Raw genomic sequence first — 25,115 nt, 5'->3', positions numbered from 1 at the left:
AAGCGCTCGGCTGAACCAGCGCATTGACTAGCGTCGCTGCGATGCAACTGACCGGAGATGACAGACACAGCCACCTATCTCGGAGCCAATGGCTGGCTGCTGACCATGGCTGGACTGAGGGTGCTGCTGGACCCATGGCTCAGTGGTCCACTGGTGTTTCCACCAGGTGCCTGGTTGCTGAAAGGTGAGATGCCAGAACTGATGCCCATTCCGGATCAGCTTGATTTGCTTCTGCTCACGCAGGGGCTTCCAGATCATGCCCATCCAGAAACGCTCCAGGCCCTGTCAAAACAGATCCCCGTGGTGGCATCGGCAGCCGCCGCGCGTGTGGTGCAGCGTCTGGGATTTGAGACCATCACCGAGCTTCGACCCGGCGACACCACCACGATCGCTGGACTGAAGATCCAGGCCACTGCAGGAGCAGCAGTCCCGGCAGTGGAGAACGGCTACCTGCTGGACTGGCCCGAGGGTTCCCTCTATCTCGAACCGCATGGTGTCTTGGATCCTGCGATCGATCACCGCAGCGTTGACACCCTGATCACTCCGGTGGTGGATCTTGGCTTGCCAATGCTGGGAGCATTCATTACAGGCGCTCGCGTGATGCCGGATCTGATCAGCCGATTCCAGCCCAAGACCGTGCTGGCCAGCACCACCGGGGGCGATGTGAAATTCAGCGGGATGATCAGCAACCTGCTGAACGCCGCTGACGCCTCGACAGATTGCGGCGATCTTCCCGAAGACTGCACGCTGATCACACCCACGGTGGGGCGAGAGATCCCATTGCCATCAGGGTCGCGCTAGAGAAAGATCAACGGGGCCCATGCCATGGCGTTGGATCAGCTGCTGACGCAACTGGAGATCAACACGCACGGAGCGGGTTTCACCCCCCTGAACCAACAACTGAATCAGTGCGTGCACCAAGCCGGACTGATCACCGGGGTGATGCATCTCACCTGCCTGCACACCAGTTGCAGCCTGACCATCAATGAGAATGCCGATCCACGGGTCCTCAAAGACCTGGCGGCCTGGATGAATGCCATGGTGCCTCAGGACGGAGCTGGGCCTAGCGGACCAGACGGTAGACGTCGCCGTTACCTGCACGACGACGAAGGTAATGACGACATGCCAGCCCATATCCGCACAGCCCTCACCACCCAGACCATGAGCTTGAGTGTTGACAACGGCCGAATGCTCCTGGGCACCTGGCAGGCGGTCTATCTCTGGGAGCATCGCTCATCCCCGCATCACCGACGACTCGCCTGTCATCTGATCGGACACATGGCAGACCCAGCCAGTGATCGCGATCAGCTCTCGGCATCAGCCAGAAACACCACGGCGAGCCTGCTGGCACGCCGCAACGGCCAACGACTGAATGATGTCGTTCAAGCGCGCCACGTCCCGGGGGCATGGGCTGAAGACGGTGGGATTGAAACCGACGTTGATCTGCTGATTGATCGGTTGCATGAGATCTCCGATCAACAGCAATGAGACCGCCGCAATGATCGCGACACGATGAGCACGCAACCCAGCGCTAACAGCACCAGCCGAGTGCTCTTGGCTGGCCTGATCGGCAACGTCATGGAGTGGTACGACTTCGCCCTCTACGGCTACTTCGCGACCACCATCGGCAGGGAGTTCTTCCCCTCCAGTGACCCAGCCTCCTCACTGATCGGAGCCTTCGGAGCCTTTGCCGCCGGATTTCTGGTGCGACCCCTCGGGGGGATGGTGTTCGGTCGAATTGGTGATCTGGCCGGTCGTCAACGAGCTCTGCAACTGTCCGTGATGGTGATGGCCGTGCCCACCGTCCTGCTGGGCTTACTCCCGACGCATCAGCAGATCGGCATCGCCGCTCCGATTGCAGTTGTCCTGCTTCGCATTGTTCAAGGCTTGTCAGTAGGGGGCGAATACACCAGCTCAGTCATTTTTCTGAGCGAAAACGCCCCGGAACGCCAGCGTGGTTTCTACGCGATCTGGGGGCTCTGGGGATCCGTGCTGGGCATGTTGATCGGCTCTGGCTTTGGTGATCTGCTGGCCCACACGCTTAACCCAGATCAACTGGGGAGCTGGGGATGGCGACTGCCATTTCTGCTGGGAGCACTGGTGGCGGCCAGCGGCGTTGTGATCCGCAGAGGCATTGGTGCCGAAATCATCGAACCGCAAGCGAAGTCGCCGATTCGAGAAACCTTTGGCCGCTATCGCCTACAGGTCCTGCGTGTCATGGCGCTGAACATCGCGAGCAGCGTCGGTTATTACGCCGTGTTTGTCTACGCGGTGAGCTACATGGAAGACGTCGATCACCTCAGTACGGCAACATCACTGAGCCTGAATACCGGCGTCCTGGCTGTACTGCTGATGCTGTATCCGATTTCAGCGTGGCTCTCCGACCGTATCGGTCGCAAACCGATGTTGATCAGCGGATCATCACTACTCTGCTTCGGTGCATTGCCGCTGTTCAACCTGATGCACAGCGGAGACCCTCAGCAAGTGATTTGGGGAGAACTGGGTCTCACATTGGCTGTCGCTCTGCTTGCAGGTGGAAAGAACCCCGCAAACGTGGAACTGATGCCTGCCGCGGTTCGCTGCACCGGCCTGGCCGTGGCATTCAACATTGCAGAAGGTTATTTCGGCGGAACAACTCCCTTGATTGCAACCTGGTTGATTGCACAGACCGGTAACCCAGTGTTGCCAGGGGCATGGGTCGCCATGAGCGGACTGTGCACCCTGATCACGGCATGCGCCTTCACGCGCGAAACAGCATTTCGTCCGCTGTCGACTGAGACAGCTTGAAAACAGCTTGCTACAAGAAAGCAGAAGCCAATCTGCTGCCATGAATCCAGAAGGGGAAATCTGGCCTGCTTTGGTGGGTGCGGGCTGATGTGTCTTCTTGCAGCACTTGGACTGATCACACCCCGCCTCATTTTGGTTCTGTTGTGGCTGTTCAGTCCTGATGTTGTCCTTGGTCCCTTCTCAGCCCTGGCAATCCCAAATCCGATCCTTCCGGTTTTGGGTCTTGTGTTGTTGCCAACCACGACACTTGGCGTGTGCTGGGCAACGATGTCGTTCGGAGGAGTGCAATCGTTCAGTGGACTGCTGATTGTTGTGATCGGCCTATTGATTGATGCAGGCCTAATTGGCAACGGCAGAGGCATTGCCAGACGTTGACGATCAGCTGTCCTGCTCGTCATCCATCGAGCGGCGCACGAAATATTGCGTCAGCAGGAGAAGCGCTAAGAAACCACCGGTCACAAGCAGAAGCAGCACGCCAAACGATCAGGAACGTTGCTGCAGAAGCCTATTGAGGCGCCCACGCATCCGATTGACCTGTGAACGTTCCTTCTCGGATCGGTCGACCTGGCGAAATGACACGACAAACACGGTTGCCGTAGCAGCAACTCCAAGAGCGAACAAGCTCAACGACAGGCAATCCAAGGGTTCCATGAGACGACAATGGACTCCTCAAACAAGATTAAATGAGGCCAACACTGCAATGCCTGCCTCCAATCCAAACCGGGTTCAACAGAATGGTTGGAGTTGGCTCAGACCATGACCTCTGAACGGCCCCTCAACGGTCAGACCTTGAATCTGAAAGCAGCGAGCGATGCCAGAGTCGCGGAGAGAGTGGCACAACATCTTCAAAGGCGGATCAAGGAAGATGACTGGCGTCCCTACAAATCCAAAGACGAAGCACTGCGTGCCTGGAGTCGGCTCGGCGGGATACGCCTGCAAGTCATGCAGGCACTAGGCCTGCTGAACGATTCAAGTGATGGATCAATGGGTGAGCGCTGACGAACAAGACGTGACAACAGCACCCAAGTGATGCCATGACAAAGACAGCTGCCGTTGCATGGATTGAACTCAACACAGGTGCTGATCCAACAACCCAAAGAAGACACCTTGATCGATGCCTTAAGAGGCTGCAGGAACGTGTCTGAGCTCAGAGCACTGGAGCAACGACTGGCCAATACGGACTCCATACCACTCTTCGACTGGATCTGCGATCTGCTCGTGCAGCGGCGGATCTCAAGGGGGTTGGCGGCGAGGCTGTTAGGTCAGCTGCATAACAAGTGATTGCGGCCAGAAGGGTGGCCAGCGACACGACAACGAACAGAACAGGCTGAAATCCTGAGACATGCCCTCACTGCCATGCGCATCACGAGAATGTGCTATTTGCAGCGCCGAGCGACGGACGTCGTTGCAAAAATAGATGAAGTTACGTAAACAAGATGGCAGATCAGCAAGCTGATACCAAAACCGCAATGGAAGAGACCTTTGGAATGCAAACCTGGGTCGACGGCGAAACCTGGAATGGTCGACTGGCGATGATCGGCTTTGTCGTCGCAATCGCGATCGAAGTAGCAGCCGGACAGTCTCTACTCCCGAAAATCTGGTGAAGGTCAAGAAGGACAAGCCTTCATGGCTTGTCCGCTAAAACAAGATGTGGGCAGAAGAGCGTTGCACGAGCGAGTGCTCCAGTTAACAACTCGCATCCATCAAGTCGATCATGACTGACATCAATACCAATTTTGCTCAACCAAAACAACAACAGTTCAAACGACGCAGTGCGGCGGGAAGATAGAATCTTGAAAAAGCCACAACAATGGAAAGTGATTTAAGCAAACATCTAGCAAAAATACTTCATTCATCTCAAGAGTACTCCAGTGAAGAATGCAATGGTGGAGCCGTGATCGAGCTTCTCTTTGATTTGCAAATCATGAATATCGAATCGCTTGAGGACTTCAAAAAAAGGCAGTCAGAAGATGCTGTCAAAGACTTGATCCAGGAATATCTCGACAGATAGACCCAAAGCTAGCGATCAACGAGCTGACAACACCACAAAACATCCATATTTCGCGAAGGCTTTGCGGGCAGAGCGAAAGCGTCACAATGGATATCGGCAACAAGCATCAAAGCTCTGAAAGCATCAACACAGATGAGTCAATACCCCACGGAATGGCATCTCGATGAAGCTGCTCTTGACTGGCTAGATCAGCTTCTCGACCAAAAATACCGCGATGGCTTGAGCAGCACTGATCTCTCCGCACATGCACGTGCAAGAGAAATGGTTGATTTATGGCGTGCACAAATGGGATCAAGACGCCACCAAGTCGATCCTTAAGCGATTGACCTTGATCACAAGCTCTAGCGATACAACCCTGAGGCAATGAAATATAAAAAGCCAAGTCAAAAATATTGAATCAATTCATCAACAGCGAAAACCAGCGAAAAAGACTGTCTTGACGGAATTCAACGGGGCCACAGCATGATGACCAGAACTCCTAGAAGAACAATAACCGCTCCGATTAAATCACCAAAGTCAAGCACTTCATTTGTCACTGGCCACCAAGATCTCTAAGCTCTCTTTAGCCGATCGCTTCTACAGAGTCAGCGCCAATTCTCATACTCCATAAAACCTTTGAAAGCCAATCCCAACAGTCTACTTTGATCAATCAGGGCGCTCCTTAAACGCCAATAAAGACAGATGCAACAGACTATTGTTGAAGCACTTAATACATCACCAGCCTCAATGTCTTTGAGGCATTACAGCAACAATCGATTCGAAAATTATCCAGCACGATAGATTTTATGATTCAATCATATTACATGAAACGTGATGAAATAAGCAATCCAATCGCACTCCACCAATTGACCCTCAATGCATTGGTCACTTGCCCACAGGCTGGCGCTGATCCAACAGGTCATCGGCAGCCTGATTCCCACCACCAGTCCACATGTTGACCTCTGGACCACCGCTCCACGCGGATGAGCTTGGACTGGAGTCCTCAACCAAGATTCCGTTTTGAATGTCTTGGCTGAGTTCAGAGGGAGTGTCAGGCCCATCGACAGCAACCATCAAAAGGGCACTCAACAGGAGGGCTTCCATCTCTGATTTGGCGTACCACCCTTCATAGCTCGAAACCGCAGCGGATTCGATCGATCAACCATGCGCACAAGTCAGGATCGACTTTGACGACACTTGATCCCAAACGTGCTGAGTTGATGACATTCAACGACAGCTGAGAAGCAAACAAAGTCAGACTCCTGTCCATGTTGAACCGTAGTCCAAGCCCGTTTGATGCATTTGACAAGCCTGGGGGAGAAGCTTGGCTTGTGAATGGCGACCAACAACTGGTTGTGCAATTCAAGCCCGATTCATTAACAAACCATGGGCAGTGGATAGAGTTGAGAACATACATTTGGGTTCGCCCACATCCGCCGGTTCCTCAGTCCAGACGGAAGCTCACCAACCAAAACGCCAGTGAAACCTGGAAGCACATGGTCAAAGTTGGTTGGCGTCGATGTGCCCCGCCAGTGCGCTGACGGACTCATCAGAATGCAACTGCTGACACCCTCCTGGATTGACAACAACTCCAAGAGCAGGTCGATCGCCCAATCCTTCAAACCCACACAGGCTGAACAATCAAAGAAGAACGTTGACGCTCAAGTGCGGGTGAGCATCTGAATCACACCAAAAACAAACAAAGCCAAAACTATCGCAGCAAGAAAGGACTTACCGCGACTTGCAATACCAGCTTGAATCATTTGAATCATGTGTTCCTTATCACTTAAGCCAACCCATGTAAATATCAGCAAACTTTTCATGGGTTCGCTACACATTCGAGCGATTCTTTGCGAACAAAAGATACACAGACTGTTGTTATTGCGATGAACAAGTAGCGCCTGAACCTCCATGAAGCGGAAATGATTCAGAGGGCAGGCAAGCATGCGTGTCTTGATGCATTGCTGAAACGAAGGCTCTCTGAGACCCATGCGCTTCTAGACCCGCCAACGCATCTCCATCGCCCCAAACAAACGAAACTGATTCTCATCAGCAGATTTGCACTCCTGACTGTGATTCTCAAGTGCATATTTACAACTACTGAATGTGATTCTCAAAAGCATATTTTGATCCCTTAATGTTCGGTTTTTACCCTTATCTTTCGCTCTTTTGTGATGTAGAACTGATTCATCCCTCCAAGAGGTTCGACATGACAAATTCAGCTACCGCTCAAGCCACCATCACCATTCCCGTCGGTCCTGCAGGACGGGCCATGGCCGAGCCCATGTCCTCCGAGATGCTCGATCTCATGCAGGCTCACCTCAACCTTGAGCGTCAGTCCGCTGCTGCCTATTTCGCTGCTGCCATCTGGTTTGCTGAACGCGAGCTGGTCGGCTTTGCCGAGCATCTCCGAGATGAGGCCAAACAGGAAGAGCAACACGCTGCCAAGTTCGCCGATTACCTGATCTCCAGAGGTCAACGGCCTGTTCTCGACACCGTTGAACCGCCTCGTCAGCAATGGCCTGATGTCGAGCAGGTGATCGCCAATGTCTTCCGCATGGAAGCTGATGTCACCGCTTCCGTTCTGCAGCTCTACGGCACCGCTGAACAGGATCTCGACCGCCGCACCTCGGTGTTCCTTGATCCCATCGTTGATGATCAGCGCCTTTCTGAGCACGAAGCCGCTTATCTGCTGGGTCGCGTCAAGTTCGCCGCAGGCAACCCTGCTGCCGTGATGATCATCGACGCTGAGCTCAGAGAAGGTGACGCCAAGCCCGCCAAGCTCGAAGGCTGATCCAACTCACTACAACCCAAAGCCTCGCTCAACGCGGGGCTTTGCTGTGCGCTGGCCAGGGGGGACGACAACAAAAAACATCCTGAAATGAGCAACAACTTGCTGTTGTCAAACAGGGCACACACTCATGATGAGACTTCTTCCAGTCGATAGCGATGACCTGGACCTATCTCGTCTGCCTGATCGCAGGCGGAATCTTGATCACACTCTCGATTGCTGGTGAATCAGACAGCGTCCTTGATGGTGAAGTTGCTACGGGGATTGCTGAAGGTGGCAACCCGGCTGTTCTGTTCAGCACATCGTTCTGGTCGTTTTCGCTGGCCGGGTTTGGTCTCTGCGGTCTGCTGCTGCAACTGTTTGAAGGAACAGCGTCCTCCAGCTTCAATCTGCCCATCGCGTTGATGTTGGGAGTCAGCCTGGGATGGTGTGCTTCGCTTGCATTGCGTTTTCTAGCCAGACGTGACGCCAACACGGTCGTGCTCGCAGGAGATCTGATCGGACTGGAAGCCAAAGTGACCTTGCCGCTGAGTGAGAGTCAACGGGGCTTTGTGGAGACATCGGTGCGCGGCAGCTTGGTGCGACGAGCAGCACGCAGTGTCTGCGGTCAGTTGGACCGGGGCCAGCACGTGGTGATTTTGCGTTGCGAGGGCACCACGTTGATTGTGGATGCTCTGGACATGGTCAGCTAAATCAGGCGTGGCTAGGGAAGGACAGCCGCCATCCCATGCATGCACCACAGCCTGGCAACAGAACCGGCGCCGGTTCTTGCCCAACGACAACCCAGCAGTAACCCTGCCGCGGCAGTGGTGACGATCGGTTCCAGCGTCTTTGTAGTGATCGTTGCGCTCACCCTGATCAGCCGCTGGATGATTCGCATCTGCAGACCCAATGAGATGCTGGTGGTGACCGGCTCCAAATCCAATCAGGGCAATCAGGGCATCAAGGGCTACCGCGTTGTTGCCAATGGCGGTTGCACCTTTGTGAAACCGATTCTTGAAACAGCCAGGCGGATGGACGTGACCTTGCTGCCCGTGCTGGTCGAGGTGAACAACGCCTACTCCAAGGGCGGAACTCCTCTCAATATTCAGGCGATCGCCAATGTGAAAGTCAGCACGGATCCAGAGGTCCGTAACAACGCGATCGAACGATTTCTCGGTCGTGATAACAAGGAGATCGTGCAGGTCGCCAAAGAGAATCTGGAGGGCAACCTCCGCAGTGTGTTGGCGCAGCTCACCCCGGAGCAGGTCAATGAAGACCGTCTGCGTTTCGCGGAACAAATCGCTGATGATGTCGGCGAAGACCTGCGCAGGCTGGGACTGCAGCTCGACACCCTGAAAATTCAGAGTGTCTACGACGACGTCGACTATCTCAATTCGATCAGCCGAAGACGCGTGGCCCAGATCGTGCGAGACGCTGAAATCGCTGAAGCAGAGGCCATCGGCCAAGCCGAACGCATTGAAGCCGAGATGGAGGAAGTGGCTGAGGTGGTACGCACTGAAGCCGACACCGTTGTCCTTGAGAAGGACAACGACGTTCGAACCCAGGTGGCTCAAATGGAAAAACAGGCCCGCTCGGAAGAAGAGCGAACTGAAGCCGCCGAACTGGAAGCCAGAGCTCGGGCCGAACAACAATTGCAAAAGGTGCGTGCTGAGCTCGAGCGTTTACGCCTGAAAGCTGAGGCGATTCTTCCATCCAAGGCTCAACAAAAAGCCCAGGAGCTACGGGCTCGTGGTCAGGCCGCAGCGACTGCAGAGGATGTCAAAGCCAGCGCCCTTGTCAACGACATGCTGACTCAGGTCTGGGAAGACGCCGGCAGCACAGCTGAGCTTGTCTTCCTACTGCAACAGATCGAGATGGTGCTTGAGCAAGCAACCCGGCTGCCTGCGCAGCTGCAGCTCAAACGCATCACTGCTCTCGATGGCAATGACGCATCGAGCCTGGCCAGCCTGGTGGCCTTAAACCACAAAGTGGTTCGTCAATTCTTCGAGCAAGTCAAGGACATCCTTGGCGTTGATCTGCTCGGCACCTTGTCCTCAACTGGAGTGAAGTGATGTTTTTTGCAGTTGGTCTTACTGGAGCCGCAGGCCTATGGGCCTTTGTCGTGCTTCTGCGGCAGCTCTATTACATCTGTCAGCCCAGCGAGGTACTGATCTTTGCGGGCTTAGGCAAAACAACCGGAGATGGGCGCAAAGTGGGCTATCGCACCGTACGAGGTGGCAGTGCTCTACGCATTCCTGTTCTGGAAGAGGTGATGCGTCTCGACCTCAGCAACATGATCATCGAGTTGCGCGTGGAGAACGCCTACTCCAAAGGAGGGATCCCACTGAATGTCGCCGGAGTTGCCAACATCAAAATTTCCGGTGATGAGCCTGGAATCCATAACGCGATCGAACGTCTGATCGGCAAAAGTCAGGATGACATTCGCCACATTGCCAAAGAAACCCTGGAGGGAAATCTGCGTGGTGTAATGGCGAGCCTCACTCCAGAACAGCTCAACGAAGACAAGATCACCTTTGCCAGGACTTTGCTGGAAGAGGCCGAGGATGATCTCCAGAAGCTGGGCCTCGTCCTCGACACTCTCCAGATCCAAAACATCTCAGATGATGTGCGCTACCTGGATTCAATAGGCCGCAAACAATTGGTGGAACTGAAGCGAGACTCCCGAATTGCAGAAGCAGAGGCCACATCTCAATCGGCCGTCAAGCAAGCTGAAAATGCACGCATCACCTCACTGCGTCGTCTCGACAAAGAACTCGCCATCGCCACAGCCAATGCTCAGAAACGCATTAAAGATGCTTTAACTCGCCGTGATGCTCTGGTCGCCGAAGTGGATGCACAGGTTGGAGCGGAACTGGCTCGGGCCGAAGCTGAATTACCGGTGCAGGAAGAACGGATCAAACAGGTGATGCAGCAGCTCGAAGCCGATGTAATCGCACCCGCAGAATCCGAATGCGAAACGATGATGGCGGATGCCAAAGGTGCAGCAGCTTCCATCGTTGAACAAGGACGATCGCAAGCCGAAGGCCTACAAGAACTCGTGACCTCACTCAAACGGTCTGGCTCCGATGCGAAACGTCTGTTCTTGCTGCAGAAGCTAGAGCCACTGCTCACCATGCTGAGCGACACGGTGCAACCCATCGAAGTGGAGGAAGTTTCCCTGATTGGAGAACGCGATGGACAGATGAACCTCTCAATCGCCACCTTGCTGCGCCAACTTCAGGACAGCACGGGCCTACGCCTGCCGAATGCCATTGAGAAGGCATCCATCGATCAGACTTCGACATCTGGATCAGAGCCAACATCCAGCTAATCACTCAGGGCATCGCCAAGTTGCGATGAAAAAAGGTCAAACGAAGCTAGTCAGCCACGAAGATTTGTACTGGACAAACTCAACAGAAGACTGATCAATGAAATAGCAAGAGACAATGACTGTTGGCCATGGCAAGTTTGACCTCGAGATCCCTATTTGAGCAGTATGAATCAAAAACTCATCACACTCAATTGGGATCATTGGTGGCTTGATCTCCTTGGAGGATGCTGTGGAATTGCCATCGCACTTGGCCTGGTCCGATTTGATTTTGGCATCATCGGCAACTTGATGGCAGATGCAGAATGGATTGATCTTGAAGACATTGGCAAGCTCGCTGCTATCAATATGTTCGGCTATCTGGCCGGCTGTATTCAACAGGCCTATACGAAAAGTCGTGAGGCATCGATCAGATCTATACGCATCGCAATCATCGTGATCATCGCTTCCATTATTTTGGAAGGACGATTCATTCATTTCACCAGTCAATCCATCCTCAGGCTGCTTTGTGGATGGGGGGCTGCGCATCTTGTCTCTGGCCTGCCGACGCTTGCACTTGAACGAGTCCCATCCCAGTGGAGGAGAAAAGCAACTGGACTGATCATGTGTGGAGGCGGTATTGGGTCGTTATTCGGAGCAATTGCCATCGGTTTGTTCTCGCCAACATCTGCACCCTCAGCCTGGAACATTCTCGCAGTGTTGACCGTGGTGCTCAGCCTGCCGACGTTTAAGTTGGCGACCAGAAATCAACGAGTGCAAGCAACCGATTCGGCGGCTGACTCAGGTCAGCAACAAGATGACCATGGATGCACAAATCGCCAAAAGCTCAATGGACTCATACCAATCATTATCTTGGGTTTTGCACTAATGCAAGTTGGACAGGTGCCTGCGATTCTTTACGAGCCCTTGGTTGCAATCAAAAAAATCGGCCTAACCCCGATGATGTCAAGCAGCGTGGACAGCCTATTCGGGATCGGATTGATGATCGGCGGATTAATTCCAACATTAGCGTCCTCAAAACTGACAACCAGGTTATTTCTACCTGTCATCTCCAGCGTTGGACTCTTGGGCATCATTCTTTTTGGGCTGTCGGAAGATCTCTTCATGCTATCGAGTTCTATTTTCCTGATTGGAGTCTGGGATATGATGACGGGGACGCTTACACTCGACAGGCTCGGGCAACTTTGCGACGAAGATGCACAACGTCGCGCATGGTCCGCTGCTACATCAATCGGCGCCCTAGGGTTCATCATCTTCTCGTCTGCAACAGCACAGCTCTCAAGGCAAAATCTCGAGCTTATTCTGATCCTCGGCATTGCAGCCGTAGCTGTTCAGTTTGTTCTTGAATCAATCCAATATTCAATGTCCTCAAAGCAAGCATCTCTATTGATTTCTGATTGAAACTCTGAAAAACTAGTATCAACTATCGTTGGGTAGCAGAAGTTGATTTCAAGGATCTTCTGGGTTTGACTGAGCAATGAATCAAGCGCGACGCTAAAAAACTCTGGTTTCTGCTACGAAGGATTGCCTTTGCGTCCAACTCGTGCAGCACTATCTGATTGTCTGGAACTTCCCAACAGTTGCGGGCTCATGGGAGGCTTGCCCCTCGTTTGCTGAGTACATCAATGCAGGAGGTCCAGGCGACAAATTTGAAGGTTTTGAACTGAGGTATCGCGTATGTGATCCCATCGCTGGCAGAGGAATGGCCATTGCGGTGGCGAGTGACATCAGCAAAGTCTGGGCCCATCTGGCGCCTTGGATCAAAGGCTTCGGGATCAAATTTGAGGTCACACCAGTTGTCTCCGACTCAGAGTTTGCGGCGATGTGGCCAGGAATCCAAGCATCTGCGAACGCTGAATAAGCGAAGGATGTGATCAAAAGGCTATGCAGAGTTTCTACCTATTGAAAGTTCTGCTAGTTGCGTTTCAAAGGGGTCGGGTCAACTTCTATCGATGCCTCTGATGAGTCAACAACAAGAACCAACCTGTCCGATGCCTCAGCCTCAGCCCGTCTGCCCGATGAAAAGCAGAAGTTCACGGGAGTAATCCTTGCCAACAGAGGGGTTAAGGCCGGAGAAATCCGGCCTTTTTGATTGTGGACATTCAGGCCCCCTTGAAAAAGTTTCATCGGTGACGGATTCATTGTGAATCAACTGACATCGTCACCGGGTTCAGGCAAAGCTCCATGGAACCTCTTGTCTTGCTTGCATTCCTCTTCGTTGCATTTTATTTGTCGACCAAAGATTATTAATGAAGTCGCAATATCGCCAAGATCGAATCTTTTACAGCTATGCCCAGGCTAGCTAGCATGGAGCTTGCCAATAGGTGAGGCTTTGCCTTGACGACGTCTTTTCAAATTTGAATCGTACGCATATTGATCAGACGATGAGTCTGCATGATTGGTTAGCTAAGACCGATTTCTCGCCAGGTCGTGGTCACTGAAGACCGAGTCTCATGCATCAATAGATCCTTGGCAAGAATCGTGAGTGCTATTCCCATCAGAGCAAGACCAGTTCCACTATCTTTGTCTGCAGCATTCGATACGATCCTGGACAATTCTAGATGTTTTTGCCAGGAGAGATGCATTGAAATCAGTGGGGATAACCCTTTTTAAGTGATTCAGCAGATCGGATGGCAGTCATCAGCTGATTCAGGCAACGCTTTGTAATCAACACAATGTATTCACTCGAGCATCAATCCCTCGAAATGGTTGCAATGACTACGTTTGAGATTTGCTGTTCAGAAACATCTGGGGTAACTTCTGCATGCCAAGCCAAAAGCTCTTATGGAACCAATTGCTTTGACTCTGGGCCAAAAGTTTGAAATCGAAAAATTCTCCAGAGAGATCGACAACTCCAAAGATGTACAGCAGCTTCGTTCGATTGCCAAAGATCTTTTGATGGCTTGGCAGCAACAGCAAGCAGCAAGTACATGGGTAATTCGGCAATCACAGGGGCTTTAGTAGCGCCAATGAGAGGCAGTCGTCACAGAAGGCTGCCTTTGCAAGTTGACTTGCCACGAGGATCTTGAGCGGAAGCCCAAAGAGCGCTGAAGACGGTCTGATCCATTCATCAGCCCTTGCCTTGAGCTCTGTCACGGATTGGATAGCACTTCAGCATCAGCGTTAGAACAGCGGGCAGAAGCATGATCAATTGATCGCTTTAACCGAGCTGGCGTCGTACCAGGCCAGTGATAGCAAGGAGAGTGTTCTCAAAGAATTTGGAGAAGTATCCAGTTGGCAGCCACAGAGTGACCATCTTTTGATGGCCTCTCGCACAGAGCTTGAACTCACTTGATAGAACTTGGATCGATGATCCCAACAAGAAGCTGTGAATTTCACCTATTTGCTTCGTTGGCAGCAAAGATGAATCATCTGCCGACGATTCGTGTATACCATCGAACGATTGAACGACACATCTTCTGAGAGGGAAGTTTGGGTCCCAGAAATTCAATACAAAACAGAGTTCAAAGCTTTTGTCAGCGCCCGCACAAAGTGCATGGCCACAGGCAAAACATATCGGGTGTTCAATACACAGTCAAAAGATGTTCAATGCGTCATCACTTTACGCGACTGCAGGAAAATGTTTAATCTTTAAAGCGGCGACGCATCAACTCCTAACAAGCAGGTCAATCCTCGATGATCTGAACATTGTCACAACAGATAATCCCAACCCTCATACTTGCAACCTCGAAGTCCAAAGGCCGACGGCTCGGATGTCGACAGTTGCTAGAACGAAGGATCTCTTCCCGCACTTGATGGAAAAGTCAGAAAAAAGCGCACTGGTCAAAATCGCGTTGCTGGCTTTTGGTTGGCCTCTGGCTCTCAATCATTTCTATGAGGGAAACCCTGGGTTGGGCTTGACAGCCCTCTTGGGAACCTGGATTGCCTGGGGGACGATTTTCGGAATCGTCGTCTGGATCTTTCCCTACTTCAATGCTCTTTTCAAAGCCTTGCGAGAGTTTGAAGGCAACCCTCAGCAACATGAGGAAAGGCCATCCTTAGATCCAAAACGCCAATGATCTTGTTGACCTGACTCATTGAACTTGAGAAAAGGTTCTGAAATCGAAGTGCAGCGATCGAGCAATCAGCTCCAACGCAGAGGAGCACATGGCAGCCAAGACGTTCCAAGACGCAAGATTGACGATCAACAGCTGATCAACCGCCGAGTTGAGCTCACATGAGGCCTTCCTCGTACACGGATCAAACCGGATGAGCGCCAGACTCCACCGATGCCGAATCGCTATCGCGCCACTCATGAATCCCCACCGAAGCCCGGAGGGGAAGGCTGGCTGGTGAATGGTGATGCGCAGCTGCTGGTGAGGTTCAGCAATGACAACCCCACGGCTCATGGCCAGTGGGTCATCTTGAGCACGTATCGCTGGGTGAGGCCGAATCCTCCGGTTCCGCAGAGCCAGAGACGCATGCTCCGGCACAACGCAGTGGAGGCCTGGAAAAACATGCAAATGGTGGGTTGGCGTAGGTGCCACCCACCGGTGCGTTGACTGGCTTTACCCAGAGTGATGGCCAGAATTGGCTCAACCGATGCATTCCCATGGCCCGGACTGAACATCACCCAGACGACATCACCCATCAGCTCTTACGAGCCATTGGTCTGCTGCTGATGCTGAGTGTGGCCGGTGTGTTGGCACTGGTGGTGGTCAAACCAGCTTCCTACTGGGAAGGAGTGGCCGGAGGTGCGGAGCGAGCCCCCATGCCTTGTGTGAAAGACACCTCGATGGAGATGTGAACCTCCAGCACTTGCCTGGACGTCCAGAGCTCGACGCTGGCACTGATCAACAGTGGGGCAGATCGGCGAAAGACCCCATCGCTAACCACTGTATAAAATGACACACAGGTAACTGGTGTCGCTGGAGGAGGGCTGATGGCCGCCGATCCGAAGGAGGAGCTGAGCGAAGGCCTGAAGCATTGCCTGTGGTTTAGAGGTCCGCTCCTCATGGATCACCTCATGACCCTGCGGCATGAGGTGAATCAACTCAATGCACCACCCAGACCAGCCACGAACAGAGTCGACGTCGAAGACTCCTCCAATCCTTAAGGCTGAGGCCAGATCACCAGAGAGGGGACCATGGAATGGACTGATGAATTCATCACTCATGCACAGCATGAGCTGACCGCAATGGTGAACGACTGGAAATACGACTACGGGGCCGATGACAAAGCCTGTATCGCGATGCTGCTATGGATGGTTCTCAAACTGAATCCAGAAGCTGACATTGATCCTGAGTGTTTCTGAGATCAACAAGCTGCGGGGATCCACGATTGCATTGCCAAACGACCATCGCGCTGGCCAACAGCAATGGAACTGACAACATGGCCACGACACGAGACCAGAACATCTCAAACTCACGACGTTTTGAACAGAACAACTTCCAGGGTTTCAATACAGCGACTGAGCCTTTGCTTGGGATCGGCCACTTTGCTGATCACGACATTTCAGAGCGCGCGGAGCGATGCCATGAACTATCAATGCTTCGACAGGGAGACGCGTCGCCCTGTCGCGGCAAGTTTGATTGACCTCAGTACATCTGAGGTGAGTTGTGAACGCATCACCCCGACGGAACCCAGGAGCACGTCGCCCGATCCGGGCATCAGCAGCGGGCCAAGCCCATACGCTGAAACGTCTACCGATCCAGAAGTCGTGAATCGATATATTCGCAACGATCCATTTGCCGCACGACGAGCAATCAATCTTGCACGAGGTGCTGCGACCAGAAGAAATGGCGGCCTAAGAATTTATCGCTCTGGTATCTGCATGTATGAAAGTGCATCGAATAATCCCTGCCTGGTTCACGCTGGGCCTGAAGGATTTGAATTCAAGATTCCTGGCGGCGCTCCTGGTTGGGAACAGTCCTCTGGTTCTCCTGCCGTGATGACAAGAATTCTTGTGGCTGCAGACGGACGATCAGTTCTGCAGATCGACCAGACGCTGTTGAGCGAGCCTGCAACATCCAACTGAACATCGAACGCGACAGGAGCTGAGAGAACGGGACTATGCCTTAGCCGAGCAGCCAAGCTCAAACTCACTCAGTCGTCATACAACCTGCTCCTTCCCCTGAGCGGTTCGCAATCACTGGGAGGCAATTGACGCGCTGCACAAGCTTCTTGCATCACCTCAATGCGCTGTACCCGGGTTGTAGCACCACGACGATTGAGAAGCTCGTACACGGCCGGACTGATCAGTCGCTCTTGTAAGAGTCGTTCGTTCGTTTGAGCAAACGTATGAAGCCCTCGCAGCGATAAGACGGCTAGGGAGCAGCAGAGTGAAAAAAGATGGAGACGAGTCATTCCATCAAGTTAGAGCTCTTGATGACTACGGATGACAACGCCGTACTCCATCGACCGAATCACTGAGCGATATGGCAACCCCAACTCAAGACAATTGTGCTGTCTTAAGCGAGGAGTTCTTCTGCTTCAGCCTGAATTTTGCAATCGCTCCTCGGGTAAGCGACACAAAGAAGGCTGAAGCCCTCCTCCATCTGTTCGTCATCGAGAAAGCTCTGATCACTTTGATCGAGAGTGCCCTCTGAAACCTTGCCTGCACAGGTTGAACATGCGCCTGCCTTACATGAGTAAGGAAGATCAACGCCTGCCTCCTCTGCAGCATCGAGGATGTATTGATCGTCATCACAGGCGAAGGCATGCTCACCCGCATCCGTGATCATCGTGACGGTGAATGTAGCCATTTGATACTGATGGGCTGCTTGAAGCATCTGCCAACTCGACCCATCCACCAACAAAAATCTGGATTTATTTTGGGATCAAATACACCAATGATGACATTGTCCAACCAGCAAACGACACTTACCCCTTGCCTCAATCATTGGCTTTAGTATCAACTACGACTAAAATCTGACTCAATAAGGTACGGGGACATACATAACGTACTTGCTTTTTAAATTGAATTAAGTGTGTCTTTACCAAGGTTTCGTCCCATTTATTTTTCAAGAAGAAGAAGCACGCCTTTTCATGACAAGACGATCAGCAGCCAGTCTTCGCAAGTTAAATAGCCACCTTGTGCATCTTGCTCAAGAGGTTGAAGCGAAAGTCAACAGTTCTCGCAAAGAGCGTGAGCTCGATCTGATCCTTGATCGACAGAATCAACACTTGCAAACGATTGAACCCTCATAGGCGTTTGTAGCAGAAAGCACGAAAGTGCAGCCTCAGCTGTTGCCATATGGCATTGACGATCCAGCTATTGCGCTTGGTCTACCGACCAATCTGATCGCTACTAGTGTCGTGAACCCCAGCACTCATTGAGATGCCGGTCATTACGACCTGAAAATGTCACAGAGACGTCGACCGGTTACCCAACATTGGCTTGAGCGATCAACCTTATGGATCAAGCCGAAATCAACAACTGGAAAGCCATCGCTGAGAAGATGGAAACGAATGGAGACACCAGCAGCTGGTTTTACTTGCGTGCCCGAGCCATTGCTGATGGCAAGCCAGATCCGATGCCCAATGTCTCAGAGTTGATGCCTGAGTTGCTTTGACCCCAACAAGGACCATTCAATTGAACATGTGATGCTCAGCGGAAAGCTGGATCGGCAACTTCAGATCGACTCAGAACTCTGAGGGCTTCCTGTCCTGATTTTGAAAAACCTTATGAGATCAACAAAACCCTTGAAGACAAGGCGTGGCATCCCCGATCGTCAGAACTATGACGCCAGACGAGGCTCCAGTTCCAGCAACCTTTCTTTAATGTTTCTTTGAGAATTCTTGCAGAAGGCGTGATTGATCATCAATCAATTAGAAAATCACAAGGTTTAGATACTCCTGCAAATACTGCTCTATTGGTCGGCCTTCCCTCCTTCGAGGCTCCTACTATCAAAGACAATTTTGCTGGAAGCCAGTTTATTCCGTTGACAGTTGCGGCATGAAGAGATGATAAAATCACTTGTATAGTTTATTGGAATCTATATACGGACTTTAAAAACAATCCTGGATCTTTAAGCAAAAACCAATAAAGTTGTAGAGTTTATGGACGTAAATTTAATAAAGATAATTAAAAGTGCTCCTTACGGTCGTCAAAACGAGTTCATCCCAAACGGTTTCAGTCCGGTGATTGACATCGCGTGGGCATACCAAACAAGGTCCATCCGCTACTTGATCAAAATGCACCGAAGAATGGTGACGGCTGACTCCGACTTATTGGTTGACTACAAGCGATCAAAATTGATTGATTCTTGATCTATGTCAGGAGCTTGATCCATGGTGCCCAGCTCTATCAAGCCCGCTTCTCGATCAACAGCGCGATTCGACAACGCAATGCCGTCATTCGAGCAAGCAGTCAAAAGCAAGACAACACCTAAACAAATGACCAATGCCATTGCGGATAGCGAACGCAACATCAAAAGAAAGCAAGTCCGTACATGGTGTCGCCTTTGTCCATCGCGGGATCGGTCCAACCCATCTGTGCCTCAGGCCTACAGGAGCATGAATAGGCACAACGAGATTGAGACATGGCAGGCCATGCAGAAGTCAGGCGGCTGGGGGCGATATCAACCCAAGGGTGATGTGGCTTTATTTGGGTATAAAGCGCGAGGCATCATCTACGGTCTGACAAGGGTCTGTCGCCCGCCCACCAGGAAGCATGGTGTCGTCGATCGTTCCTGACATGTACAGCTCGCAAAGCTCTTCTGGAGGACGACTATCAACCCAGCTCTGGAAGCCTCCATCGTCGTAAGCAAGCAATTGAGCAATCAGCAAAACCTCATGCATAGAGCGACGGGGAGTTAATGGCTATTGGACACTAGATCCGCTAGAGCTGGCCGCAAGAAACAACTCACTACTGAATACGACCCACAGCCTGATTGGCGATTGCAAATCGCCAGATGAAGTTCAGTAATTAACCACAACGCCATCGCGGCATGGGAAACCATGCAGAAGTCAGATGAGTGAAAGAGATGCAATCCCAGGTTGTGGATGATGCAACACCTTGCGGACAGATTATTTTTCCGGGAGAGTATTTGTACTCACTGCTCCTTCATGACAAGCGAGAACCTTCTTGTTCTATTCGTCAGCTTTTCTTCCGCCTGCCTGGTCCTGAGTATCTACAAAATGAATCGTCCTGCTGAGGGCTGAAAAGCAGTCTGGTAGCGGCACCTCACATCAAGACAGGAACGAGTCAATCTTCATGCGACCGCCAAGAACGCCTGCTTCGGTCACTTATTAAGACGATGATCCTGGCCAGAACCCAGGAAAGTGCCAAGCCAAGCAGGATTAAGAGCAGTGTCTCCACAAAAAAAACTATTGAGGTCACAAGCAAGAGCTGGATGAACTCAATATGCCTTTCTGATCAGGGGTTTAGAGCGACAGTCAACGATCAGTCGCGTGCAGGCTTTCCCTTGTCTTTGACGGTGTTGGTCTTGGCCACAGCTTTTGAAGCTAGAGCCGCTTCCAGACGCTGTAGCTGCGCATCGCGCAATGCAGCGGAAATGCTGAGTGTGAGGTCAGTCATTGATTGGCGTTTCCGACTGCTTCAAGCGCAGGACTTAATGCTGTCGAAAGGGGACCTTCAGATCTGAGAACCCGCGAAACATAAACAACCCGCGGCGCCTGACTAGGTAGCAAAAATGCTCAAGTCAGCGGTTTGCAACATAAGCATCAACAAGCTGCATCAACTCCAAACCAACGGCACATGCCAACTGGGTTGTTGCGAGACCAGGCCGTTACGGGGTGGCGTACCTGGCAAAGGCCAAGGGAGTTAGCCGCAGGACTGCACAAAGGACTGTTCAGCAGGCATATGCACTGATCAGGGAGGACATCGATCAGGCGAATATTCAACGGAGCGACCTTGTCGCTCAAGGCATTCATCTGTTGATGGAGAGCGCTCGTCTGGGCTTATCCCAAAACAATCCAGGCGCTGTCGTCGGTGCAGTCGCTCAACTCGACAAGCTTTGTGGACTTTCACCTGCTCGTCACTGACCCTCTTGACTCGTTTATTTCTCAGATACTGAAGGTATTTAAAGGGAGATCAAAATAATGCTTATAGAGGCACTTTTGGCTGCAAGAGTGCATATTACCGTAAAATTTAGAATTTGCAGAATCTAACTAGCAGGAGATTTATTCGGTTTCTTTATAATAATACTCTTCATTGTCTTCGCTAATTCGGTAGAAGCCAGGCTCTTCAGAGCCTAGGGTCATGAAATTTACTTTGCAGACGAGGCTTTCATTCGTTTCAAGGGTCTTTCTGGGATCATAATTTTTTGGTAAGACTGTGTCTCCAATGAACTTACTAATAGTTATTCCTGAATTTTTTGAGGCTTCCCGGGAGGCAGAAATGGCAAGCATGCCCATGAAACCAGAGCCATAGACAGCTAAAGCGACTGATTCGTCATCTGATATGACTTCAAATTCTCTTTTGTCATTTAATTGATAAAGAATCGCAGCTCTATCTATAGACCGTGTGATGAAATTTGTAAATCTCCCCCCATTTTCTCCTGCACTATCGTATGAAATCTGAAGAATATTACTAGCGAGTTCGTCGCATTCTTTGTACGGCTCGGAAGATGTTTTCTGGATAAGTGGATTCTGCGGGTAATCTTCAAGGAGGGAGCACGAGGTCGTACCTATACATGCCAAGGACAGAACAAGCAATGTATTGTTGAAGCTATTCGGCATCTCTCTCAGGCACTTATTCCGTCGCGCTTTGTGCTCTTGCTTCTGGCTTTGATGCCTCGCATAAGCCCTCGCGGCGCCTGGATCTTCATGACAGTACTCAGGTAGTGATTCCTTAATTATAATCTGGAGATGCATGATTTCCATTGACCTCGCACATAAAAACATCACCACCGCGAACTCTCTCGGTTAACAAGTGGGCCCTGCCATTCTGTACATAGGCTAGATAATTCCAGGATATTCCTTCTTTTTTAGCCTGCTGCAAGCAACTTAAAAGAATATCTTTTTTTATCCAGCTCTCGTTTTGAGCGTATCCACTCCTGTTAGCATCCATATTTATCAGCACAAATAATGCGCCTATGCAAAAGAAGGCAGAGAATTTATTCAATGAAATTGAAAATACATAGGGATTGTAGTTCCCATAAATTAGCTTTTGCAGTCAAGGTAAACAAGGACCGACTACTTGTTGATCGCCATGCACCGAAGAACGGTGTCGGCTGGTTGCGGAACGATCAGGAAGGCAAGGTCTGCAGCTTCACCAACGCGAATCCAACGACACACGCGCAGTGGGTTTTTGTTGAGACCAGACCGCTACGGCGTAATGGTCAGCCAGTCATCAGACGGATGCTCAGACACAACGCCATTGAGGCATGGGAAACGATGCAAAACGTCTTCTGGTGAGGAAAGCGAGCAAGTCAATGATGGAACTTGCACGTTAGGTGATAATTAAACAAGCAAGCAAGGAGTAATTGCTTTGTCAAAAGCTATAAGTCTAGTTGGCAAATATTGGTTTTTTCTTAGCGTACTGCTCTTACTTTCGGTTAGCTTTTTATCCCTATCACCAAATGAAGAATTACCTGAAGTGGCCGGGTCTGACAAAACGCACCATTTAATTGCCTACGCATTACTTGCATTCCCGACAGCCTTGCGCAGACCGAATGGCTGGAGATACATAATTCTATTCTTTGCAATATACAGCGGCGCAATAGAAGTTATTCAGCCTTATGTAAATCGCTATGGTGAATGGACTGATTTTATCGCTAACTTAGCGGGGTTGCTGATTGGTTCAATTATTGCATTGATTGCATCCCTAGGCGTCTCAGGCGATCCTTAAATATCAGCTGAAGGTATACCTGGCCCGGGAAACGATGCAGAAGACAGGCGGGTGGAAACGCAGTTATGCAATTAAGCAGCACCAATAGACACAAGTTGTCGAATCTACCATTTTCCAGATTTGAGCACTTTCCATAAAGAATCTTTCTCTTTATAAGCCTTGGCAGAGTACACTAGCTTTAGCACAGATTCGCTATCATCCATATCACAGATAATTGTGGCCTGAGCGCTTAAGTCAGAAGTCCAACCATATGCATAACCGTAAGTCCCCTTCTCGTTAACACTACTATCCGCATCCTCGTCAAATCCACTGACAACCAAATACTTAAATGCTTTGTTAACACATCTATTAACATCTCTACCCTTAAAAGTATAATTATAATCTTGCCATCTTGAGTATGGGCGCTTGCTTTCATTTGCGTTAGCTGATCCAAACCAAGCTGGCAAAAGGATGAAAAAAATAAATAAAAATTTCATCGGGAAAGCTTGTCTATCGTCATTGTGCACACAAAAGCCCAATAAGTCAGCATCCACTCTGGCAGCAGCAAACCGCAAGCAGGCGGTCACGCGGTTATGCGATCGCGTCCTGCATGGAGGCAAACGACTCAGCATGGCGGACAGCAATATCGATGCTCTGCAGCACCCGAACAGATGTCGTGCCTTTAGCGAAGTCGGGGAAGGAGTCTACAAGGATCTCAGTCGTGCCATATAGGCCGATCAGTAAATCGTTGAAGTTCCCGTAGATAACAGCGGACAGATTGGATCCAGTGCCCTTGGAGAGGTCTGAGGGGACGTTATTGCTGAGCTCGAAACGCCTCCCCGCAATCTGGGAACGACCAAGTTCAGCTCCATAAGGGCTGAGCAGGTATTGGCTTTGCGAGTCCTTGAGCTCTCCAAGAACCGACTCGACCTTCGAGTTCGTGAGGAAGGCGCACGTTGCAACATCACCGTTATCGACGGCGACCTCCTTTTTGAGGTTTAGTAAGTGATCCAACGTTGGCGATGCACCAGTGGTTCCGCCAGCTACTGAACCAATTCCTGATGTATTGAGGCTGATCAGAGAGGATCCCCTGGTCACTCGACGCATCGCTCCCGATGCTGACTATCTCAATTATGACTATGCAAAGTTTGGCGATTATTTAGATAAGACCGTTGTTGGCATTCCTTTACTCCCAGCATAGAAAACCACCAGGTCAACATCATCCGGGCCAACTGCTTTTCCCGCATGAGCTGTGTTTACCACTTCGATCAGAGCTTCTCCTGCTCCAAATGACTTCGTCATCCCGTCTTTTGTATAAAGCTCTAAACGGCCTTTAAGGATCACTGCTGAGTTGATCACGGGGTGGTAGTGCCATGGAAGGGTCACGCCCGAGGGAATCTTAATTCTCAAGACTTTGATTTCAGCCTGACCAGCTGGGTAATTAGGGAGTGCTTGTCCATTCCATTCTTTTGATGAGTTAACTAGCTCTGTAATGCTGACACCTAGTTTCTCCGCACCATGTCCATCGTGAGCATGAATCTCTCTTGCGTCAAAAGGTATTGCCAAGAGCATGACAAGAGTAAATGCAACTCGCTTCATGAGTAATCCGAATAACCAACTCATCATGGCAAAGCCTTCTGCTGTGAACTATGCGCGGATGGTCTCAGCTGAGTTGCCGTTGATGATCTGCCCCTCACACCTCAATGCCCCGCTCTCACGAGTGGGGTTTTTGATTACCTTCTGTGAGTTGTCGGTGCCGACCTCGTGCAGATCTGCATGAACCACCCTCAAGCCCTTGGCAGTGATCCAGGGTTCTGCACACCTCAACAAAGATCCACTAATCAACCCACTTCCGATGCGTCTTCTGGGTACAACCTTTATTGCAGCTGCGCTGATCAGTGCATCATCCGTGAAAGCTGTCGAGATCAATACTCAAACTAGTTTTGTGGCTGTGCCTACAAAGGCGAAACTGACTAACTACAGCTGGTATGCCTTTCAAGGTGCTGCCGTTTATTACTTAACCCTGGAATTCCCAAAGGGTGCAGGTGCAGATCTGGGAGGTATCAATCTTGAACAGATCCAGGGTCAGAACGCTTTCTCATATGGAGCCGTCCCTGTTCAAGCATTTATAGGAACTCCGCGTCATCAAGGCAGGTCACTTGACGTCGAGGCGAAATTCAGCGATGACGCCCGCTCAGTCGAGGTCAAATTTTCATCTGTGGTGAAGCCTGGAGACACCGTAACCATCGCTTTTCAAGCAGGAGTGAATCCACCTCAAGGCTTCTATACATTTTCAGTGACGGCGATTCCAGCAGGGCCAAATCCTGTCCATCAAATGGTGGGCGTAGTTGACATGAAGATCTTCCAGAATCAGTGGTGACCTAAGGATTCGTGGCTAGGGCATGTCATCCACTGCAACGGCGCTGCACGTGATCCGAAGATCCACAACCAGTTCCAGATCGCTGATGTGGATTCAGGTGTGATCCGCTAGGTCAATGCAGAC

The 25,115-nt window shown here is 51.1% G+C and carries 32 protein-coding genes and 1 pseudogene; 25 read left to right on the top strand and 8 right to left on the bottom strand.

Annotation, left to right across the window (positions count from 1 at the left end; genetic code table 11):
* The first annotated feature begins 57 nt into the window (after nt 1–57).
* From SynMITS9220_RS04055 to SynMITS9220_RS04025, 7 genes are all read left to right on the top strand, one after another.
* Nucleotides 58–801 (top strand): MBL fold metallo-hydrolase, encoded by a 744-nt coding sequence (locus SynMITS9220_RS04055; protein ID WP_186990926.1) that lies wholly within the window; start codon nt 58–60, stop codon nt 799–801.
* A gap of 24 nt (nt 802–825) precedes the next feature.
* Complete coding sequence (locus SynMITS9220_RS04050; RefSeq protein ID WP_186990924.1) at nt 826–1,488, top strand: secondary thiamine-phosphate synthase enzyme YjbQ; 663 nt, start codon at nt 826–828, stop codon at nt 1,486–1,488.
* A 24-nt stretch (nt 1,489–1,512) separates the two neighbouring features.
* Complete coding sequence (locus SynMITS9220_RS04045; protein ID WP_186990922.1) at nt 1,513–2,787, top strand: MFS transporter; 1,275 nt, start codon at nt 1,513–1,515, stop codon at nt 2,785–2,787.
* A gap of 87 nt (nt 2,788–2,874) precedes the next feature.
* Nucleotides 2,875–3,162, top strand: coding sequence for a hypothetical protein (locus tag SynMITS9220_RS04040; RefSeq protein ID WP_186990921.1), 288 nt, complete (start codon nt 2,875–2,877; stop codon nt 3,160–3,162).
* Nucleotides 3,163–3,543: 381 nt separating this feature from the next.
* Complete coding sequence (locus tag SynMITS9220_RS04035) at nt 3,544–3,786, top strand: hypothetical protein (protein WP_186990919.1); 243 nt, start codon at nt 3,544–3,546, stop codon at nt 3,784–3,786.
* A 63-nt stretch (nt 3,787–3,849) separates the two neighbouring features.
* The gene (locus SynMITS9220_RS04030; RefSeq protein ID WP_115125348.1) at nt 3,850–4,068 is read left to right on the top strand and encodes a hypothetical protein; all 219 of its coding nucleotides are present in this window, start codon (nt 3,850–3,852) and stop codon (nt 4,066–4,068) included.
* A gap of 155 nt (nt 4,069–4,223) precedes the next feature.
* Complete coding sequence (locus SynMITS9220_RS04025) at nt 4,224–4,391, top strand: high light inducible protein (protein WP_255483213.1); 168 nt, start codon at nt 4,224–4,226, stop codon at nt 4,389–4,391.
* Nucleotides 4,392–5,662: 1,271 nt separating this feature from the next.
* On the opposite strand, the gene SynMITS9220_RS04020 is transcribed toward SynMITS9220_RS04025, so the two are convergent.
* Nucleotides 5,663–5,881, bottom strand: coding sequence for a hypothetical protein (locus SynMITS9220_RS04020; protein ID WP_186990917.1), 219 nt, complete (start codon nt 5,879–5,881; stop codon nt 5,663–5,665).
* A 164-nt stretch (nt 5,882–6,045) separates the two neighbouring features.
* Here SynMITS9220_RS04020 and SynMITS9220_RS04015 point away from each other — a divergent pair, with 164 nt between their 5' ends.
* Nucleotides 6,046–6,318 (top strand): DUF1651 domain-containing protein, encoded by a 273-nt coding sequence (locus SynMITS9220_RS04015; RefSeq protein WP_186990915.1) that lies wholly within the window; start codon nt 6,046–6,048, stop codon nt 6,316–6,318.
* A gap of 120 nt (nt 6,319–6,438) precedes the next feature.
* Here the strand turns inward: SynMITS9220_RS04015 and SynMITS9220_RS04010 are convergent, their stop codons facing one another.
* Nucleotides 6,439–6,690 carry a hypothetical protein gene (locus SynMITS9220_RS04010; RefSeq protein ID WP_186990913.1) on the bottom strand — a complete coding sequence of 84 codons (252 nt, stop codon included), beginning with the start codon at nt 6,688–6,690 and terminating at the stop codon, nt 6,439–6,441.
* 296 nt (nt 6,691–6,986) lie between these two features.
* On the opposite strand from SynMITS9220_RS04010, the gene SynMITS9220_RS04005 reads away from it, so the two are divergent.
* The 12 genes from SynMITS9220_RS04005 to SynMITS9220_RS03950 all read left to right on the top strand — a co-directional run bounded on the left by SynMITS9220_RS04005 (nt 6,987) and on the right by SynMITS9220_RS03950 (nt 16,855).
* A complete protein-coding gene (locus SynMITS9220_RS04005) occupies nt 6,987–7,571 on the top strand; it encodes a ferritin (protein ID WP_186990911.1) in 585 nt (194 codons plus the stop codon).
* Between the two features lie 155 nt (nt 7,572–7,726).
* On the top strand, nt 7,727–8,260 hold the full coding sequence (locus tag SynMITS9220_RS04000; RefSeq protein WP_186990909.1) for an NfeD family protein: 534 nt from the start codon (nt 7,727–7,729) through the stop codon (nt 8,258–8,260).
* 39 nt (nt 8,261–8,299) lie between these two features.
* Complete coding sequence (locus tag SynMITS9220_RS03995) at nt 8,300–9,622, top strand: flotillin family protein (RefSeq protein ID WP_186990907.1); 1,323 nt, start codon at nt 8,300–8,302, stop codon at nt 9,620–9,622.
* A complete protein-coding gene (locus SynMITS9220_RS03990) occupies nt 9,622–10,881 on the top strand; it encodes a flotillin family protein (RefSeq protein WP_186990905.1) in 1,260 nt (419 codons plus the stop codon). Before SynMITS9220_RS03995 ends, SynMITS9220_RS03990 begins: the two co-directional genes overlap by 1 nt.
* Before the next feature lie 165 nt (nt 10,882–11,046).
* Nucleotides 11,047–12,279: an MFS transporter gene (locus SynMITS9220_RS03985; protein WP_186990903.1), complete on the top strand. Its 1,233-nt coding sequence runs from the start codon at nt 11,047–11,049 to the stop codon at nt 12,277–12,279.
* A gap of 142 nt (nt 12,280–12,421) precedes the next feature.
* Nucleotides 12,422–12,739 (top strand): DUF3303 domain-containing protein, encoded by a 318-nt coding sequence (locus SynMITS9220_RS03980; RefSeq protein WP_067098965.1) that lies wholly within the window; start codon nt 12,422–12,424, stop codon nt 12,737–12,739.
* 1,852 nt (nt 12,740–14,591) lie between these two features.
* On the top strand, nt 14,592–14,897 hold the full coding sequence (locus tag SynMITS9220_RS03975) for a hypothetical protein (protein WP_186990901.1): 306 nt from the start codon (nt 14,592–14,594) through the stop codon (nt 14,895–14,897).
* 210 nt (nt 14,898–15,107) lie between these two features.
* Entirely contained in the window at nt 15,108–15,380 is a 273-nt protein-coding gene (locus tag SynMITS9220_RS03970; protein ID WP_115125398.1) for a DUF1651 domain-containing protein, read from the top strand.
* Between the two features lie 50 nt (nt 15,381–15,430).
* Nucleotides 15,431–15,625 carry a hypothetical protein gene (locus SynMITS9220_RS03965; RefSeq protein WP_186990899.1) on the top strand — a complete coding sequence of 65 codons (195 nt, stop codon included), beginning with the start codon at nt 15,431–15,433 and terminating at the stop codon, nt 15,623–15,625.
* Nucleotides 15,626–15,760: 135 nt separating this feature from the next.
* Nucleotides 15,761–15,934, top strand: a complete 174-nt coding sequence (locus SynMITS9220_RS03960) for a hypothetical protein (protein WP_186990897.1) — start codon at nt 15,761–15,763, stop codon at nt 15,932–15,934.
* Between the two features lie 30 nt (nt 15,935–15,964).
* The gene (locus SynMITS9220_RS03955; RefSeq protein WP_186990895.1) at nt 15,965–16,132 is read left to right on the top strand and encodes a hypothetical protein; all 168 of its coding nucleotides are present in this window, start codon (nt 15,965–15,967) and stop codon (nt 16,130–16,132) included.
* Between the two features lie 168 nt (nt 16,133–16,300).
* On the top strand, nt 16,301–16,855 hold the full coding sequence (locus SynMITS9220_RS03950; RefSeq protein WP_186990893.1) for a hypothetical protein: 555 nt from the start codon (nt 16,301–16,303) through the stop codon (nt 16,853–16,855).
* Nucleotides 16,856–17,288: 433 nt separating this feature from the next.
* Here the strand turns inward: SynMITS9220_RS03950 and SynMITS9220_RS03945 are convergent, their stop codons facing one another.
* Nucleotides 17,289–17,582, bottom strand: coding sequence for a 2Fe-2S iron-sulfur cluster-binding protein (locus SynMITS9220_RS03945; RefSeq protein WP_186990891.1), 294 nt, complete (start codon nt 17,580–17,582; stop codon nt 17,289–17,291).
* Nucleotides 17,583–18,233: 651 nt separating this feature from the next.
* On the opposite strand from SynMITS9220_RS03945, the gene SynMITS9220_RS03940 reads away from it, so the two are divergent.
* Nucleotides 18,234–18,392, top strand: a complete 159-nt coding sequence (locus SynMITS9220_RS03940; RefSeq protein ID WP_186990889.1) for a hypothetical protein — start codon at nt 18,234–18,236, stop codon at nt 18,390–18,392.
* A gap of 1,832 nt (nt 18,393–20,224) precedes the next feature.
* On the opposite strand, the gene SynMITS9220_RS13310 is transcribed toward SynMITS9220_RS03940, so the two are convergent.
* Both SynMITS9220_RS13310 and SynMITS9220_RS03935 read right to left on the bottom strand, forming a co-directional pair.
* The gene (locus tag SynMITS9220_RS13310; protein WP_255483212.1) at nt 20,225–20,359 is read right to left on the bottom strand and encodes a hypothetical protein; all 135 of its coding nucleotides are present in this window, start codon (nt 20,357–20,359) and stop codon (nt 20,225–20,227) included.
* Between the two features lie 605 nt (nt 20,360–20,964).
* The gene (locus SynMITS9220_RS03935) at nt 20,965–21,666 is read right to left on the bottom strand and encodes a hypothetical protein (protein WP_186990887.1); all 702 of its coding nucleotides are present in this window, start codon (nt 21,664–21,666) and stop codon (nt 20,965–20,967) included.
* Nucleotides 21,667–21,870: 204 nt separating this feature from the next.
* Between SynMITS9220_RS03935 and SynMITS9220_RS03930 the strand changes: the two genes are divergently transcribed.
* Both SynMITS9220_RS03930 and SynMITS9220_RS03925 read left to right on the top strand, forming a co-directional pair.
* A complete protein-coding gene (locus SynMITS9220_RS03930) occupies nt 21,871–22,200 on the top strand; it encodes a DUF1651 domain-containing protein (protein WP_370594364.1) in 330 nt (109 codons plus the stop codon).
* Nucleotides 22,201–22,273: 73 nt separating this feature from the next.
* Complete coding sequence (locus SynMITS9220_RS03925; protein ID WP_186990883.1) at nt 22,274–22,633, top strand: VanZ family protein; 360 nt, start codon at nt 22,274–22,276, stop codon at nt 22,631–22,633.
* Between the two features lie 104 nt (nt 22,634–22,737).
* Here the strand turns inward: SynMITS9220_RS03925 and SynMITS9220_RS03920 are convergent, their stop codons facing one another.
* Genes SynMITS9220_RS03920 through SynMITS9220_RS03910 form a run of 3 tightly spaced genes read right to left on the bottom strand, consistent with a single transcriptional unit; the run spans nt 22,738 to nt 24,211 of the window.
* On the bottom strand, nt 22,738–23,199 hold the full coding sequence (locus SynMITS9220_RS03920) for a hypothetical protein (RefSeq protein ID WP_186990881.1): 462 nt from the start codon (nt 23,197–23,199) through the stop codon (nt 22,738–22,740).
* Nucleotides 23,200–23,203: 4 nt separating this feature from the next.
* On the bottom strand, nt 23,204–23,719 hold the full coding sequence (locus SynMITS9220_RS03915; protein WP_186990879.1) for a phage major capsid protein: 516 nt from the start codon (nt 23,717–23,719) through the stop codon (nt 23,204–23,206).
* Nucleotides 23,720–23,767: 48 nt separating this feature from the next.
* On the bottom strand, nt 23,768–24,211 hold the full coding sequence (locus tag SynMITS9220_RS03910) for a cupin domain-containing protein (protein ID WP_186990877.1): 444 nt from the start codon (nt 24,209–24,211) through the stop codon (nt 23,768–23,770).
* Between the two features lie 202 nt (nt 24,212–24,413).
* Between SynMITS9220_RS03910 and SynMITS9220_RS03905 the strand changes: the two genes are divergently transcribed.
* Together SynMITS9220_RS03905 and SynMITS9220_RS03900 are read left to right on the top strand one after the other, a co-directional pair.
* Nucleotides 24,414–24,992 (top strand): DUF2808 domain-containing protein, encoded by a 579-nt coding sequence (locus tag SynMITS9220_RS03905; RefSeq protein WP_255483271.1) that lies wholly within the window; start codon nt 24,414–24,416, stop codon nt 24,990–24,992.
* A 12-nt stretch (nt 24,993–25,004) separates the two neighbouring features.
* Nucleotides 25,005–25,103 (top strand): annotated as a pseudogene (locus SynMITS9220_RS03900) (DUF3104 domain-containing protein); the annotation flags it as partial.
* Between the last annotated feature and the right edge of the window lie 12 nt (nt 25,104–25,115).

The sequence above is a fragment of the Synechococcus sp. MIT S9220 genome, from assembly GCF_014304815.1.
In the GTDB taxonomy this organism is placed as follows: domain Bacteria; phylum Cyanobacteriota; class Cyanobacteriia; order PCC-6307; family Cyanobiaceae; genus Synechococcus_C.
The sequence above is the reverse complement of the archived record's forward strand: the minus strand, read 5'-3'. Positions and strand labels throughout refer to the sequence as shown.